The sequence below is a fragment of the Alloalcanivorax venustensis ISO4 genome (genome assembly GCF_015356855.1).
GTDB classification, from domain to species: domain Bacteria; phylum Pseudomonadota; class Gammaproteobacteria; order Pseudomonadales; family Alcanivoracaceae; genus Alloalcanivorax; species Alloalcanivorax venustensis.
The window spans coordinates 1-13,467 of sequence record NZ_ARXR01000028.1 but is presented as its reverse complement, the minus strand read 5'-3'; the positions used below and the strand labels follow the sequence as shown (position 1 = coordinate 13,467).

Annotated in this window: 17 protein-coding genes; 5 read left to right on the top strand and 12 right to left on the bottom strand. The window is 66.6% G+C overall.

Features of this window, described 5'->3' with window-relative positions; all coding sequences use genetic code 11:
• Positions 1–4: 4 nt before the first annotated feature.
• The 10 genes from flgK to flgB all read right to left on the bottom strand — a co-directional run bounded on the left by flgK (position 5) and on the right by flgB (position 8,940).
• On the bottom strand, positions 5–1,627 hold the full coding sequence (flgK, locus tag ISO4_RS13345; protein WP_194856551.1) for a flagellar hook-associated protein FlgK: 1,623 nt from the start codon (positions 1,625–1,627) through the stop codon (positions 5–7).
• 128 nt (positions 1,628–1,755) lie between these two features.
• On the bottom strand, positions 1,756–2,793 hold the full coding sequence (gene flgJ / locus ISO4_RS13340; protein ID WP_194856550.1) for a flagellar assembly peptidoglycan hydrolase FlgJ: 1,038 nt from the start codon (positions 2,791–2,793) through the stop codon (positions 1,756–1,758).
• Positions 2,793–3,908 (bottom strand): flagellar basal body P-ring protein FlgI, encoded by a 1,116-nt coding sequence (locus ISO4_RS13335; protein WP_185956876.1) that lies wholly within the window; start codon positions 3,906–3,908, stop codon positions 2,793–2,795. The genes flgJ and ISO4_RS13335 overlap by 1 nt, the downstream gene beginning before the upstream one ends.
• A gap of 17 nt (positions 3,909–3,925) precedes the next feature.
• A complete protein-coding gene (locus ISO4_RS13330; protein ID WP_407647932.1) occupies positions 3,926–4,603 on the bottom strand; it encodes a flagellar basal body L-ring protein FlgH in 678 nt (225 codons plus the stop codon).
• A 20-nt stretch (positions 4,604–4,623) separates the two neighbouring features.
• A complete protein-coding gene (gene flgG, locus ISO4_RS13325; RefSeq protein WP_142948095.1) occupies positions 4,624–5,406 on the bottom strand; it encodes a flagellar basal-body rod protein FlgG in 783 nt (260 codons plus the stop codon).
• 28 nt (positions 5,407–5,434) lie between these two features.
• Positions 5,435–6,172 carry a flagellar basal body rod protein FlgF gene (locus ISO4_RS13320; RefSeq protein WP_194856548.1) on the bottom strand — a complete coding sequence of 246 codons (738 nt, stop codon included), beginning with the start codon at positions 6,170–6,172 and terminating at the stop codon, positions 5,435–5,437.
• Positions 6,173–6,193: 21 nt separating this feature from the next.
• Positions 6,194–7,384 carry a flagellar hook protein FlgE gene (flgE, locus tag ISO4_RS13315; RefSeq protein WP_142948093.1) on the bottom strand — a complete coding sequence of 397 codons (1,191 nt, stop codon included), beginning with the start codon at positions 7,382–7,384 and terminating at the stop codon, positions 6,194–6,196.
• A 38-nt stretch (positions 7,385–7,422) separates the two neighbouring features.
• The gene (gene flgD / locus ISO4_RS13310; protein ID WP_142948092.1) at positions 7,423–8,109 is read right to left on the bottom strand and encodes a flagellar hook assembly protein FlgD; all 687 of its coding nucleotides are present in this window, start codon (positions 8,107–8,109) and stop codon (positions 7,423–7,425) included.
• Positions 8,109–8,516, bottom strand: coding sequence for a flagellar basal body rod protein FlgC (gene flgC, locus ISO4_RS13305; protein ID WP_194856547.1), 408 nt, complete (start codon positions 8,514–8,516; stop codon positions 8,109–8,111). The genes flgD and flgC overlap by 1 nt, the downstream gene beginning before the upstream one ends.
• Before the next feature lie 10 nt (positions 8,517–8,526).
• Positions 8,527–8,940 (bottom strand): flagellar basal body rod protein FlgB, encoded by a 414-nt coding sequence (gene flgB, locus ISO4_RS13300; RefSeq protein ID WP_142948090.1) that lies wholly within the window; start codon positions 8,938–8,940, stop codon positions 8,527–8,529.
• Positions 8,941–9,106: 166 nt separating this feature from the next.
• Between flgB and flgA the strand changes: the two genes are divergently transcribed.
• The 5 genes from flgA (at position 9,107) to ISO4_RS13275 (ending at position 12,425) form a co-directional block, all read left to right on the top strand.
• Entirely contained in the window at positions 9,107–9,826 is a 720-nt protein-coding gene (gene flgA / locus ISO4_RS13295; protein ID WP_194856546.1) for a flagellar basal body P-ring formation chaperone FlgA, read from the top strand.
• 61 nt (positions 9,827–9,887) lie between these two features.
• Positions 9,888–10,175, top strand: a complete 288-nt coding sequence (gene flgM, locus ISO4_RS13290) for a flagellar biosynthesis anti-sigma factor FlgM (RefSeq protein WP_228548129.1) — start codon at positions 9,888–9,890, stop codon at positions 10,173–10,175.
• Positions 10,172–10,621, top strand: a complete 450-nt coding sequence (locus ISO4_RS13285) for a flagella synthesis protein FlgN (RefSeq protein WP_142948088.1) — start codon at positions 10,172–10,174, stop codon at positions 10,619–10,621. The genes flgM and ISO4_RS13285 overlap by 4 nt, the downstream gene beginning before the upstream one ends.
• Before the next feature lie 27 nt (positions 10,622–10,648).
• Positions 10,649–11,911, top strand: coding sequence for an EAL and HDOD domain-containing protein (locus ISO4_RS13280; RefSeq protein ID WP_323745386.1), 1,263 nt, complete (start codon positions 10,649–10,651; stop codon positions 11,909–11,911).
• Between the two features lie 73 nt (positions 11,912–11,984).
• Positions 11,985–12,425, top strand: a complete 441-nt coding sequence (locus tag ISO4_RS13275; RefSeq protein WP_194856545.1) for a hypothetical protein — start codon at positions 11,985–11,987, stop codon at positions 12,423–12,425.
• Between the two features lie 9 nt (positions 12,426–12,434).
• On the opposite strand, the gene rimI is transcribed toward ISO4_RS13275, so the two are convergent.
• Positions 12,435–12,905 (bottom strand): ribosomal protein S18-alanine N-acetyltransferase, encoded by a 471-nt coding sequence (gene rimI / locus ISO4_RS13270; RefSeq protein WP_194856544.1) that lies wholly within the window; start codon positions 12,903–12,905, stop codon positions 12,435–12,437.
• Positions 12,902–13,467: hypothetical protein (locus tag ISO4_RS13265; protein ID WP_194856567.1), on the bottom strand; the 566-nt coding region annotated here is incomplete at its 5' end. The genes rimI and ISO4_RS13265, both read right to left, overlap by 4 nt.

Genomic DNA, 13,467 nt, shown 5'->3' with positions numbered 1-13,467 from the left:
CCTGTTAACGCAGGCCGAGGATGGCGTCCATGATGGTGGAGCCGGTCTGAATCACCTTGGCGTTGGCCTGGTAAAATTGCTGATAACGAATCAGGTTGGCGGCTTCCTCATCCAGGTTGACGCCGGATTCGGACTGCTGCACCGCTTCCAGTTGTTCGGTGAGGCCCTGCTGGGCACTCAGGTTGGCCTGAACGATATTGGTGCGGTTGCCGACATCGCCGACGATCGCCGCGTAGGCGCCGCTCAGGGTGGCGCCGCCGCCCACCAGCAGGCTGTCCTGCAGGTCCTGCAGGGCCAGGGCGTTTTCGTTGTCGCCGCTGCCGCCGCCTTGCCCGGCGGCCAGTTGCGCCGGTTCACTGATACGGTTTTCCAAACCGCCGGCGGCCTGCCGCGTGGGCTGCAGCTGGAAGCGGTCGCCGTCGGCCAGGGTGCCGGCGTCGCCGATGGTCACCACCACGCCGCCCACGTTGAGCTGATCACTGCCGTCCAGGGTCGCGGTGACTCGCTCGCCGGTGTCGCGCCGGGTGATTTCGAACTCACCGGCGGCGGCGTCGGTCACCACCAGGTCGTAGTCACCGGTGGTGAGCTGGTCCACGTCGCCGAACGCGGCGTCGATGGTGGCCGAGCCGGCGTTGTTTTCGTTGGAGAAGGCACGCGGCTGGCCCACGTCGAACATCGCCTCGCCCGGATCACCGTTCAGGTCGAAGCCGGCCTGGTGCTGCTCATTGAAAGCGGTGGCCAGGGACACCGCCAATTGACCGATCTGGTTCTGGGTTTTATCCAGGGTCTCGGAGCGGAACGTGAGCAAACCGCCCAGCGCCCCACCGGTGATCGCGTCCTCGTCAAGCTCCACCTGGTTGCCGGCGGAATCGTTGTAGCCGACCACCGTGCGCGTGGGGTCCGCGGAGGACGACATCGCTTCCAGCGAGAAGCTGCGGGTGCCGGCGACAATCGGCTGGCCGTTGCCGATGGAGAGGTTATAGGTGCCGCTCTCCTGAATGGTCAGCCGCACATCGACACGCTCGTTAAGCTCCGCCACCAACTGGTCGCGCTGATTCAAGAGACCGTTGGGCGCCTCGCCGGTCTTCGCCTTGGCCAGAGCGATCTCCCGGTTCAGGTTGGCGATCTGGTCGGCGCTGTTATTGATTTGGGTGATTTCGTCACGGATGTTGCTATCGATACCGCTCTGCATATCGCGCAGATAACCGTCGAAGGAACGGAACTGGGCGCTGAGCGTGTCCGCCGCGCCGATCACGCCCTGGCGGGCGGCCGGATCGGACGGCGAGCTGGCCAGGTCTTCCAGGGACGAGAAGAAATCCTGCATCAGCGGCGCCAGACCCGCGTCCTGATCGGCGAGCAGGTTATCGATCTGGCTCACCTGGGTCTGGTAGGACTGCAGCGCGCTGCTTTTGCTGCCCGCGGCGTTGAGCTGATCGGCCACGTAGTGGTCGAACTGGCGCTGGATATCGTTGACCTGCACGCCGCCACCGGCGGATTGCTGCTCGCCGAGCAACGTCAGCTCGCGGTTGTAGCCGGGCGTGTAGACATTGCTGATGTTGTTGCTGGTGGTGTTCAGGGCGTTCTGCGCGGCGTTCAGACCGCTGAGCCCGATGGAAAACATGCTCATCGTTTTGTTCCCGTTAACCAATGCCCTTTATATCGACCGCGCCGCGCGTTTCTTTAATGCTTCCTGTGGGAGCGGGCCCTGCCCGCGAAAGGCAAGCAAAGCTTGCCGGCGGGATACCAGAGACCCGTTCAATCAGCGTCTCCGGGATCCTGCCGGGTGGCTAAAGCCACCCTTTCGCGGGCCGGGCCCGCTCCCACAAGCCCGCCGATCTGGTCCATCAGCGCGACCAGTTTGTCGGCGTAGGCCGGGTCCGTGGCGTAGCCGCCGTTCTGCAAGGCCTGCGCCGCCTGATTCGCATCGGCGGCGTCGAGCACCGGCGCGTAACGCGGGTTGTCACTGATCAGGCGGCCATGGTCCTCGAACGCTTCAGCGTAGGAGTCATAGACGCGGAAGCGGTCCACCACCCGGGTGCGCTGGCCGTTGATGTATTCGTGGGTGACCACCTCAGTGGTGGGGCCTTTCCAATCGGCGCCGGCCTTGATGCCGAACAGGTTATGGCTGTTACCGCCTTCGCTGGTGGGAATTTCCCGGCGTCCCCAGCCGGTTTCCAGGGCCGCCTGGGCAAGGATCAGCGGCGCCGGCATGCCGGTACGCCGGGACGCTTCCCGGGCCGGCTCCGACAGCTGGTGCACGAAATCCGTGGGGGTGGCCGGGTTGGCCGCGCTCAGCAGCGGCGGCCGGGGCGGCTCGGTGCGCGCCACGGCGGCGGTGTCGCCTGCCGCAGGATCGCCTGCCGCAGGGTCGCCTGCCGCAGGATCGCCTGCCGCAGCTTCCACGCCGGGCAGGCGGCGCGGCTCGCCGCGCGGAATGGCGTCCAGCGGCGACGTGCCGGTGGCGGCCCGGGCGGCATCCGCGGAAGTGCCCTTACCGGAAAGCTGCGCCACCAGCTGGTCCGCCAGCCCCAGACCGCGACCGGCCATGTGCTGCGACATCTGCTGATCGAACAGCGATTGATAAAAACGCATCTGCGAGCTGTCGGTGAGCTCAGAACGCGGGGTGGCGTCGCGCATGCTCTTGATCATGCGGTGCAGAAACAGCGCCTCGAACTGCTCGGCGGCGCTGCGCAGTTGTTTTTGCGGGTCGCGGGCGGCGCTGTGCTTGAGCCGGTCGAGGCCCTGCACGTCCAGCGCGAACTGACCCTGTATGGAACCGTCCAGACCGGCCATCAGATAATCTCCAGTTCCGCGCGCAGGGCCCCGGAGGCTTTCAGCGCTTCCAGGATCGACATCAGTTCCTGGGGCGTGGCGCCCAGCGCGTTGAGGGCGTCCACCACTTCCATCAGGTCGGCGCCTTCGACGAACTGCAGCGAACCCTGTTGCTGCTGAATGCTGATATCGCTGTCGGGCACCACGGCGGTCTCACCGTCGCCGAACGGGGCCGGCTGGCTGACGCCGAATTCGGTGTCGATCACCACCGACAGGTTGCCGTGGGCCACCGCCGCCGGTTTCAGGGTGACGCGGCCGTTCAGCACCACCGAACCGGTGCGCGCGTTGATGATCACCTTGGCGGGGGCGTCCGTTGGCGTCACGTAGACACGCTCCACCCGCGCCATGAAACTGACCCGGTCGTTTTCGTTCTCGGGGCCGCGCAACTGAATGGTGCGGGCGTTGCGGGCCGCCGCCACGGTGCTGCCGAATTCCTGGTTGATGGCGCGCACGGCGCGCTCGGCGGTGCCGAAGTCGGCGGTCTTCAATTGCAGTTCCAGCAGCCCGCCGTTGGCGCCCAGCTGCAGCGGCACTTCCCGCTCCACCACCGCGCCGCCGGCGATACGGCCGCTGGCCTGCTGGTTGATCTGCACGCTGCTGCCGCCGGCTTCGGCGCCGGCGCCGCCGATAAGCAGGTTGCCCTGGGCCAGCGCGTAGGTGGCACCGTCGGCGCCTTTCAGCGGCGTCATCAGCAGGGTGCCGCCGCGCAGGCTGCGGGCGTTACCGATTGACGACACCACCACGTCGATGCGCTGGCCGGGGGCCGAAAACGGTGGCAGATCGGCGGTCACCATCACGCCGGCCACGTTGCGCAACTGCATGTTGGTGCCGGGCGGAATCGCAATGCCCAGCTGCGAGAACATATTGGTCAGGCTTTGCGTGGTGAACGGGGTCTGCATGGTCTGGTCGCCGGAGCCGTCCAGGCCCACCACCAGGCCGTAGCCCACCAGCACGTTATCGCGCACCCCGGAAAAGTCCGCCAGCTCGCGCAGGGGTTCCGCCCGCGCCGGCGAGCTGAACGCGCTCAGCAGCAGCCCCAGCGATAATGTCAGCGCGACCAGACGCAACCGTGCCATGACCGTCACTCCCATGTTCAAAACGGCGAAATATTCAGGAAGAAGCGTTGCAACCAACCCATGTGCTGCGCCTCGTTGATGTACCCGTCGCCCACGTACTCGATGCGCGCGTCCGCCACCTGGGTGGACGGCACCGTGTTGGTGTCGGAAATCTCCAGCGGATCCACCACCCCGGAGAAGCGGATGAATTCGGTGCCCTGGTTGATCAGAATCTGCTTCTCGCCGCGCACGCGCAGATTGCCGTTGGTGAGCACTTCGAGCACCGTCACCGTGATGGTGCCGGTGAAGGTGTTCTCCGCCTGGGAGCCGCCGCCGCCTTCGAAGTCGTTCTCGCCGGTGAGGTCGAAACCGTAGTCGCTCAGATCCTCCAGGCCGGTGGGAACGGTGGTGGGCGTAAAGGAGGCGGAGCCGCTGCGGTCGGCGTTGCTCTGCGAGCTTTTGCTGGCGCTCACCTGCTCGTTGACCATTACCGTCAGCACGTCACCCACCCCGCGCGGCCGGCGGTCCTCGAACAGCGGGTTCTGGCCGCGCCCGGCCTGGTAGATGGAACCGTTGGACAGCGCCGGCGGCGGTTGGGGAATTTCCACGCTTTCCTGCTCGCCGACCACCGAGGGCTGCGGCAGTTGCGCGCAGCCGCCCAGCGCCAGCAGCAACACCACGATACCGATGCGGCAATGTTTAACGATGGCGTCCACCAGGGTCTCCCGCATCAGGATCAGAGCTGCGCCAGACGGGACAGCATTTCGTCGGAGGTTTTCACCGCCTTGCTGTTGATTTCGTAGGCGCGCTGGGTCTGGATCATGTTGACCATTTCCTCCACCACATTGACGTTGGAGGTTTCCACATAGGACTGGTACAGGCCGCCCGCGCCGTTCATGCCGGGCATGCTTTCGGTGCGCATGCCGGAGGCGGTGGTTTCCAGGTAAAGGTTCTCGCCGATGCTTTCCAGGCCGGCGGGATTGACGAAGGTGGACACGGTCAGCTGGCCCACTTCCACGCTCTGGCTGGAACCCGGCTCGGTAACGGTGACCAGGCCGTCCTTGCCGATGCTCACCGACAGGGCGTTTTCGGGAATCATCACCGCCGGCTCCAGCGGGTAGCCGCTGGACGTGACCATCTGGCCGTTCTGGTCGAGCTGGAAGCTGCCGTCACGGGTAAAGGCCACGTTGCCGTCGGGCATGCGCACCTGGAAGAAGCCCTTGCCGTTGATCGCCAGATCGCGGGAGTTGCCGGTGTTCTCCAGGCCGCCCTGGCTGTGCAGCCGTTCAGTGGCCACCGGGCGCACGCCGCTGCCCACCTGCATGCCGGACGGCAGGGTGTTCTGCACGTCGTTGGCGCCGCCGGGCTGACGCAGGTTCTGGTACAGCAGGTCTTCGAACACCGCGCGGGATTTCTTGAAGCCGTTGGTGCTGACGTTGGCCAGGTTGTTGGATATCACATCCATTTTGACCTGCTGGGATTCCAGACCGGTCTTGGCCGTCCACAAGGATTTAATCATTGGGTTCCCCTCCGCCTGGCTGTCAGGCTTACTGGATCGACAGCAGACTGTCCGCGCGCTGCGCGTTCTGGTCCGCGGTGTCGATCACCTTCATCTGCATTTCGTAGCGGCGACCGTTGTCGATCATCGCCACCATGGATTCCACCGGGCTGACGTTGCTGCCTTCCAGGGCGCCGGACACCAGCCGGGCGTTCTCGTCCATGGGCAGGGCGCCATCAAGGCCACGGAACAGACCGTCTTCACCGCGCTGCAGCTCGCCTTCGCCACCGTTGACCAGCTTGACGCGGCCGATCTGCACCAGCGCATCCGGATCCTCACCGGCGCCGATGGCACTGAGGGTGCCGTCGGCGCCCATGGACAGCTTGGCGCCCAGCGGCACGATGATCGGCCCGCCTTCGCCGATCACCGGACGGCCGGCGCTGTTGAGCACGCCGTCGCCGTCCACCTGCAGGTCGCCGCGGCGGGTGTAGGCCTCGTCACCGTTGGTGGCCTGCACCGCCAGCCAGGCGTCGCCCTGCATGGCCACGTCCAGGTCACGGCCGGTGGCGTTCATGGGTCCGGCGCTGAAATCGGCGCCCGGCGTGGACGCCATCACCGAGGTGCGGGTGGCCAGGGCGCCGTCGCCCTGCACCGGCACCGCGCGCAGTGCCTGCATCTGCCCGCGGAAGCCGGTGGTGGAGGCGTTCGCCAGGTTGTTACTGACCACCGATTGCTGGTCCATGCTCTGGCGCGCGCCGCTCATGGCGGTGTAAAGAATGCGATCCATCCGGGCTCTCCTGTAACGCGATTAGCGCAGGTTCACGGCGCTCTGCAGCACCTCGTCCTGGACCTTGATGGTCTGGGTGTTGGCCTGGTAGTTGCGCTGGGCGACGATCAGGTCCACCAGCTCGCTGGTCAGGTCCACGTTGGAGGTTTCCACGGTGCCCGCTTCCAGGCTGCCGAACTGGCCGGCACCGGCCAGGCCCAGCAGCGGCTGGCCGGAAGCGCCGGTCTCGGTCCAGGCGTTGTCGCCTTCCGGCTGCAGCCCTTCCGGGTTACGGAAGTTGGCCAGCGCGATGGTGCCCAGCACCTGGGACTGTTCGTTGGAATAGTTGCCGACGATATTGCCCACTTCATCGAAGGCGATGCCCACCAGGGAGCCGGAGGCGTAGCCGTTCTGGGTGAGGGAATCGAGGGCGAAATCCTCACCGAACTGGGTGGTGCCGTCGAAATCAATGCCGAAGTTCATCGGGTCCGCGCCGCCCCCGGGGGTAAACGCATAGTCGGGGAAGGTGCTGGCGCCTTCGTCGAGGGTGCCGTTGCCGTTAAACGCCAGCTGGCCCACGTTGGTGGCGTCCGCGTTGCCGTCCAGGGACACGCGCACTTCCCACTGGTTTTCACCGGTCTTGGTGAAGTAGGTGGTCATGGTGTGCTGCACGCCCAGGGAGTCGTAGGCGGTGCCGGTGTTGGCGTAGGAATAGGTGTCGCCGTCGGCGGCGTCGAACGGCGTGGCGCCACGGTCGATCTCATCCACGGTGGCGTCCAGGTTGAACGACGCCTCTACCTGATCGGTGGCGGTGGCCGCCATGGCACCGGCCGGCACCTGCAGGGTCTCCGGCTGACCGCCGGTGCCGACGCCGGCGGGGAAGCCGGTGAGCCGGGCGCCCTGGGCGTTTTCCAGGTAGCCGTCGGCGGTCAGGGTGAGCTGGCCGTTGCGGGAATAGACGGTCTGGTCGCCTTGGGTGAAACGGAAGAAGCCGTTGCCGTTGATACCCAGGTCCAGGTTACGGCCGGTGGATTCCAGGGTGCCGTTGGAGAAATCCTGCAGCACCGTGGACACGCGCACGCCCTGGCCCACCTGGGCACCGGCGTAGACGTCGGCGAACTGCGCGCCGGACCCTTTGAACCCCACGGTCTGGGAGTTGGCGATGTTGTTGCCGACCACGTCGAGATTGGTCGCGGCGGAGTTAAGACCACTGAGTGCCTGTGAAAAACCCATCTTCGTGCTCCTAGAAGTTATTCTTTACGAAATCTTGTTTAAAGAATCTGGCGGATATCGCCGAGACTGACCTGTTCGGAAACGCCGCCCAGATCCAGCAACGGCGCGCCGTTGTCATCCAGGCTCACGCCGCTGACCATGGCGTAGTTCAGATTGACCACTTCCAGAGGCTCACCGTCGGCGCTGGCTTCAACGGATACCGTGTAGGAGCCCTTGGGTGCCTCCTCGCCGCTGTCCATTTCGCCGTTCCAGGTGAACGACTCACTGCCGGCGTCCATGGCGAACGGCTCGAAGCGGCGCACCACCTCGCCGCTGTCATTGCGCACCGTGATCTGCACTTCGTCGGCGGCCTGCTCCAGCTCCACGCCGAACGGCGTGGTGGAACCGTCTTCACCCACCAGCACCCGGTTGCCGGGCACCAGCACGCCGCTGCCGATCAGGCCGGCGGCCTGCATCGCCTGGCCGGCGTCGAGCTGGCCGGTGATGCCTTCCAGGGTGCTGTTGAGTTCGGAGATACCGCTGACGGTGTTGATCTGCGCCAGCTGCGAGGTCATCTCCGCGTTTTCCATGGGGTTCATCGGGTCCTGGTTCTTAAGCTGCGTGACCAGCAGGGTCATGAAACTGTCCTGCAGGTCGGCGCCGTCGGACTTGCTGGCCGCGGCGGCGGCCTGGGCGGCGGCGCTGCCGTTCACCGAATTGAGCACGTTGGAGCCAATCGTCGACATCAGTTTTCTCCCAGCGTCAGGGTCTTCATCATCAGTTGCTTGCTGGTGTTCAGCACTTCCACGTTGGCCTGGTAGGAGCGCGACGCGGAGATCATGTTGACCATTTCATTGACCGGCTCCACGTTGGGCATGGACACATAGCCCTGGTCGTCGGCCAGCGGGTGGTCGGGGCGGAACTCCCGGCGCAGGGGCGAGGGGTCCTCGATCACTTCGCGCACCCCCACGCCGCCCACGCCGGTGCCGTTCTGGCCGCGCGCCTCGAACATCACCTGCTTGGCACGGTAGGCCTCGCCGTCGGGGCCGGCGACGCTGTCGGCGTTGGCCATATTGCTGGCGGTGACGTTCATGCGTTGCGACTGCGCCGTCATCGCCGAACCGGAAATCTCAAAAATCGAAAACATCGACATGGTTCAATTCCTATTCAGGCTGCATGGCGGATTTGAGGCCCTGGATGCGGCCGTTGAGCATGGTCAGCGCCGCCTGGTAACGCACCGAGTTGTCGGCGAAGCGGGTGCGCTCCACGTCCATGTTCACGGTGTTGCCGTCCAGGCTGGGTTGGTCCGGCACCCGGTAAAGCAGGTCGCCGACCGGCGCCGAGCCGCTGCCGCCGGCGATGTGCCCGGCGGCGGTGGTGGACAACGACAGCCCGCCCTCGGCCGGCCGGCCGCTGTCCATGGCGCGGGACAATTCACTGGCGAAATCAAAATCCCGCGCCTTGAAGTTGGGCGTGTCCGCGTTGGCGATGTTGTTGGCCAGAACCTGCTGGCGCTGGTGGCGCAGGTTCAGTGCTTCCTGGTCGAATTGCAGGGCGGCGGCCAGTCGGTCAATCATGCCGAAGCTCCAATGGCTTGTAGGTCAGAGTGGAGATTAATACCGGCGCGGTCAGGTCAAAGGCACAAACAGGCCACCATTTTGATTCCAATTCGTTTATTCACCCGGCGGCCGGTTACCTAGAATAAGGACCTGACTGGAAAAACCCGTTACCCCGAGGCGCCCTATGCCAGGCCCCCTGTTCCATCACATTGCACGGTTCGTCGTATCGCTGGCGCTGCTCGCCATGGCGCCGGCCGTGGCCGCAGCCGGCCAGCCGGCGGCGGACGCGGCCGAAGCGCCGGCGGTCGGCGCGGTGCGCGCTTTCTTGCTGGAACGGGCCGGCGGGCTCGGCGACAGCGTCGCCGTGGAGGTCCGGGCACCGAGCGCCCACCTGCCGCCCTGCGTGGCCCCGGAAGTGTTCATGCCGGGCCGCGGCCAGAAGCCCTGGGGCCGGGTCTCCGTGGGGGTGCGCTGCGGCGAGCAGCAGCGCCGCGTGCGCTATATACAGGCCCGGGTGACCGTCACCGGGCGGTACTGGGTCAGTGCCGGCGAACTGCCGGCGGGCACGCCGATCCGCGCCGGCATGCTCCGCGCCGAACAGGGCGACCTGAGCCGCCTGCCCGCCAACGCGGTACTGGAGCGGGACCGTATCGTCGGCCAGGAGGCCGCCCGGCCACTGCCCGCCGGCACCGTGATACAGAGCCACCAACTGCGCAAGCCGGCCCTGGTGGAGCGCCGCCAGGCGGTCACCCTGGTGGCCGGCGGCGAGGGTTTCCGCATCAGCCGCGAGGGGCACGCCCTGGACGACGGCGCCCTGGGCGGCCGGGTGCGGGTGCGCCTTTCCAACCGGGAAGTGGTGACCGCGCAGGTCACCGGTCCGGGCCGCGCCCGGGTGATGTTTTAAGTATTAAAGGTTTTCCCGGCGCTGCCGATAACCGGGATGAACGCGTGACGGAGGGCTTCCCTTGAAAATTGACAACATTTCCCCCCTGACCCAGCCGGGCACGGTGAATCAGGGCAAAGGCGGCGACAAGGTTTCCACCGAGGCGCCCAAGCAAGGCGGCAACGCGACGGCCGGCGAGGTGGCCCATCTGCGCCAGCCCGCCGCCGACAGCGGCCAGGACATCGACACCGCGCGGGTCGACGAGATTCGCCAGGCGATCTCCGAGGGGCGCCTGGAAATCCGCGCCGACAAGATCGCCGACGGCCTGATCGCCAGCGTCCGCGACCTGCTGGACGCGGACTCGCAATGAGCCTGGCGGAGCACCTGGAGCGCCATCGGGCGCGCCTGGACACCCTGATCGACCTGCTTGACGACGAGCGGCGGTTGCTGGGCGACGGCGCCGTCGACGGTGACGGCCTGGCCCGGGTGGCGCAGGCCAAGCAGGAACAGTTCCAGGCGCTGGAGCGCTTCGAGACCCAGCGCCGCCAGGTGCAGCGGCGGCTCGGCTACGACGACGACCGCGCCGGCGACGCCCGGGCCGCGGCCGACGCCGGCTGCACCGCCCTGTGGGCGTCGATCCGTGAACGCGCCGATCAGGCCGCGCGCCTGAACCGCACCAACGGCGTGCTGATCGGCATCCGTCTGGAGCACAACCAGCGGATGCTCAACTTCATCGAGGAAGCCGCCGGCAAGGGCCTGTACGGACCCGACGGCCAGGCCCGTGCCGCCGGCGGCCATGTCAGCAGCCGCGTCTGAAACGCCAGCAAAGGGGGAGCCCCAAGAGTGACCAGAGCACGGGACGCCATCGAGGCGGAAGACAAGCTCGACGTGATACTGGCCTGCCGGCCGGTGTACACCCGCAACCAGGACGTGGCCGCGTTCCAGTTACTGTTGCACGGCGAAAAGCCCGCCGAGGGCGCGTCGCTGTCCGACATCGAAGCCACCAACACCGTGATCCTGGGCACCTACACCCACGTCTTCCAGGGCGGCAAGACCCGCTCGGTCCCCAGCTTTCTGAAGGTCACCGACGAAGTGCTGATGGCGCCGGAGCTGCCCAACCTGCCGAAGAAGCAGTACATTCTGGAAATTCCCAACAACCTGATGCTCACCTCGGAGCTGGTGGACCGCCTCAAGGCGCTGGCGCGGCGCGGCTACCGGCTGGCCATGGACGGCTATGACCCGGGCGACGACGAACTGGACGTGCTGCTGGATATCGTCCACATCGTCAAGATCGACGTCCGCGACAGCGACGCCGACAGCCTGCGGCGCACCTCGGAAAAACTGCGCGGCCACGGCGTTGAACTGCTCGCCGACCAGATCGCCGACCGCACCCGGTTCCAGCAATGCATGGAACTGGGCTTCGACTATTACCAGGGCGATTTCCTGAGCACGCCGTCGCCGGTGAAAGGCAAGAAGATCGCCGGCAACAAGCTGCTGCTGTTGCAACTGCTCACCGAGCTGCACAGCCCGGACGCCTCGCCGGCGCGGCTGGAAGAGATCGCCATCAAGGACGCCGGCCTCACCTACCGCCTGCTGAAAACCGTCAACTCCGCCGCCATGGGCCTGCGCCGGGAAGTGAATTCCCTGTCCGACGCCATCGCCCTGCTCGGCCTGGAGGAAATCAAACGCTGGGCCAACCTGTTCCTGATCGACGGCGAGATGCACAAACCGGAGGCCCTGACCCGGGGCATGCTGATACGCGGTCGCATGTGTGAAGTGCTGGCGGAGCTCAGCGACCAGGAAGGCGGCCAGCAAAGCACCTCGGTGAACCATTTTATCGTCGGCCTGCTGTCCCAGCTGGATGCCCTGATGGACATCGCCATGCCGGAACTGATGGAACAGGTGCCGCTCAGCCAGGACGTGAAAAGCGCGTTGCTGGAGCGCCGCGGCCCGCTGGGCGCGGTGCTCACCGAGGTGGAAGCCTATGAGGCCGGGCGTTTCGACGCGCTCTCGCTGCTCAGCGAGCGCGCCTACTACGAAGTGGCCTACCGCCACAGCACCGCCTGGGCCCGCCAGGTGCAGCAGGCCATGGGGTATCAGGACTAAGCGTTGCGGTCATGGTAGAGTTCGTCGCACGGAATGCGATCAACACACCGACAATCACAACAAGGATGATCCCATGCGCGCCTTTTACCTGGCCCCCGCCCTGTTGCTTCTCGCCCTGCTGGCGGCCTGCAGCGACACCCCCGACGACGGCGTGATCCGCGACGCCCTGAATCAGGAACTCAAGCAGGCCCATCTTGATGAGCTGTTCCAGGTCACCGAGGTGGAAACCGCCGGCCGTTACCCGGAAGACGACGACCACGTCGCCCTGGACGTGCGCTACACCATGGAAGCGCAGTACGACCTGTCCGAGTACAGCAAGGCGGTAAAACGCGACGAGGAACGGGACGCCATGGACCGGTTCGCCATGGTCATGGCCCTGGCGGCGGTCCGGGTGGAATTCGGCAACTTCGAGGAAGGCGACAACTTCGAACAGGAGCGCCGCCTGATGCTGGAACGCACCGAGGAAGGCTGGCGCGTAGCCCAACCAGAAACCCCAACCGGCCCCGATTCATAGCACTTTGTGCTATTTATGCCCAAGCAACTCCAGCATCATCAGCACCGCGTCCTCGCGGCCGGCGCCGGCCCGATAATAGCCCTTGCGGCGGCCGTTCTCGACGAAGCCCAGGCGCCGGTAGAGGCTCTGGGCACCGTCATTGCCGGCGCGCACCTCCAGGTACATCACCGACATGGAGGCCGTGCGCGCCTCGTCGAGCTCGTCCTCCAGCATCCATAGCGCCAGGCCGCGACGCTGGCGCGCCGGGTCCACCGCCACGTTCAGCAGATGCCGCTCGTCGAGCACGCTGGAAAGAATCATGAAGCCCACCGGCTCGCCGTCCACGGCGGCCACCCGGCAACGGTAGGCCCCCTTCAGACAGTCGCGGAAATTGCCTTCGCTCCAGGGGGTGGGCTGGCTGGCGTTTTCGATCGCCAGCACCGCCGGCAGATCCGCGCTGGTCATGGCCCGCATGCGGGCGCCGTCCGGCCCCACCGTCATCCACGCGACCCGGCGAAGCCGTGCGCTACCATCGCCTGCCAACTGCGCTTCTTGGCCAGCGCCGGCCGGTCGAGCATTTCCTGCAGGCTGTCCACCGCCAGCGCCGGCATCTCGCCCAGCTTCACGGTCTCGAAGCGTTCGCCGCCGAGTACCGATCTGGCCAGGGTCTCGTCGACGCAGAGCAGCGCCCGGCGGCCGCCGTGCCGGCGGCTCAAGCCGGCAAAGAAGGCGGTCAGCGCCTGGGCGGCCTCGCCGGCACTCATGGGCTGCTTGGTGAGCGGGCAATAGAAGCGGCGCGGGCGCTCCGGGGCGGCGCCGAACACCGTCAGCAGGGAGGCGGCCAGGGCGCCGGTGTAGCGGCCCAGCTCCGGCGCCTGGGGGTCTTCCTGCTGGAACACCACCCAGGTGTCGCCGGCCAGATGCGCCTCCAGGGTGAAGGTCAGGCCCGCCGTGCTCTCCGGGGCGGTCGCCCGGGCCGGCGTCTCGGCGACGCTGTCACGGGGCGCCGGTGCCTCGGCGGTGGTGTCGACCGCCGCGGTATCGGCCGCCGCGGCACCGGCCG

Excerpts from the sequence above, each read along its gene's own strand:
- flgG (WP_142948095.1), bottom strand. The coding sequence starts at position 5,406 with ATGATTAAATCCTTGTGGACGGCCAAGACCGGTCTGGAATCCCAGCAG.
- ISO4_RS13285 (WP_142948088.1), top strand. The coding sequence starts at position 10,172 with ATGAGCCTGGCGGAGCACCTGGAGCGCCATCGGGCGCGCCTGGACACC.
- flgA (WP_194856546.1), top strand. The coding sequence starts at position 9,107 with ATGCCAGGCCCCCTGTTCCATCACATTGCACGGTTCGTCGTATCGCTG.
- ISO4_RS13335 (WP_185956876.1), bottom strand. The coding sequence starts at position 3,908 with ATGGCACGGTTGCGTCTGGTCGCGCTGACATTATCGCTGGGGCTGCTG.
- ISO4_RS13275 (WP_194856545.1), top strand. The coding sequence starts at position 11,985 with ATGCGCGCCTTTTACCTGGCCCCCGCCCTGTTGCTTCTCGCCCTGCTG.
- flgK (WP_194856551.1), bottom strand. The coding sequence starts at position 1,627 with ATGAGCATGTTTTCCATCGGGCTCAGCGGTCTGAACGCCGCGCAGAAC.
- ISO4_RS13320 (WP_194856548.1), bottom strand. The coding sequence starts at position 6,172 with ATGGATCGCATTCTTTACACCGCCATGAGCGGCGCGCGCCAGAGCATG.
- flgB (WP_142948090.1), bottom strand. The coding sequence starts at position 8,940 with ATGATTGACCGACTGGCCGCCGCCCTGCAATTCGACCAGGAAGCACTG.
- flgE (WP_142948093.1), bottom strand. The coding sequence starts at position 7,384 with ATGGGTTTTTCACAGGCACTCAGTGGTCTTAACTCCGCCGCGACCAAT.
- flgJ (WP_194856550.1), bottom strand. The coding sequence starts at position 2,793 with ATGGCCGGTCTGGACGGTTCCATACAGGGTCAGTTCGCGCTGGACGTG.
- rimI (WP_194856544.1), bottom strand. The coding sequence starts at position 12,905 with ATGACGGTGGGGCCGGACGGCGCCCGCATGCGGGCCATGACCAGCGCG.
- flgC (WP_194856547.1), bottom strand. The coding sequence starts at position 8,516 with ATGTCGATGTTTTCGATTTTTGAGATTTCCGGTTCGGCGATGACGGCG.
- flgD (WP_142948092.1), bottom strand. The coding sequence starts at position 8,109 with ATGTCGACGATTGGCTCCAACGTGCTCAATTCGGTGAACGGCAGCGCC.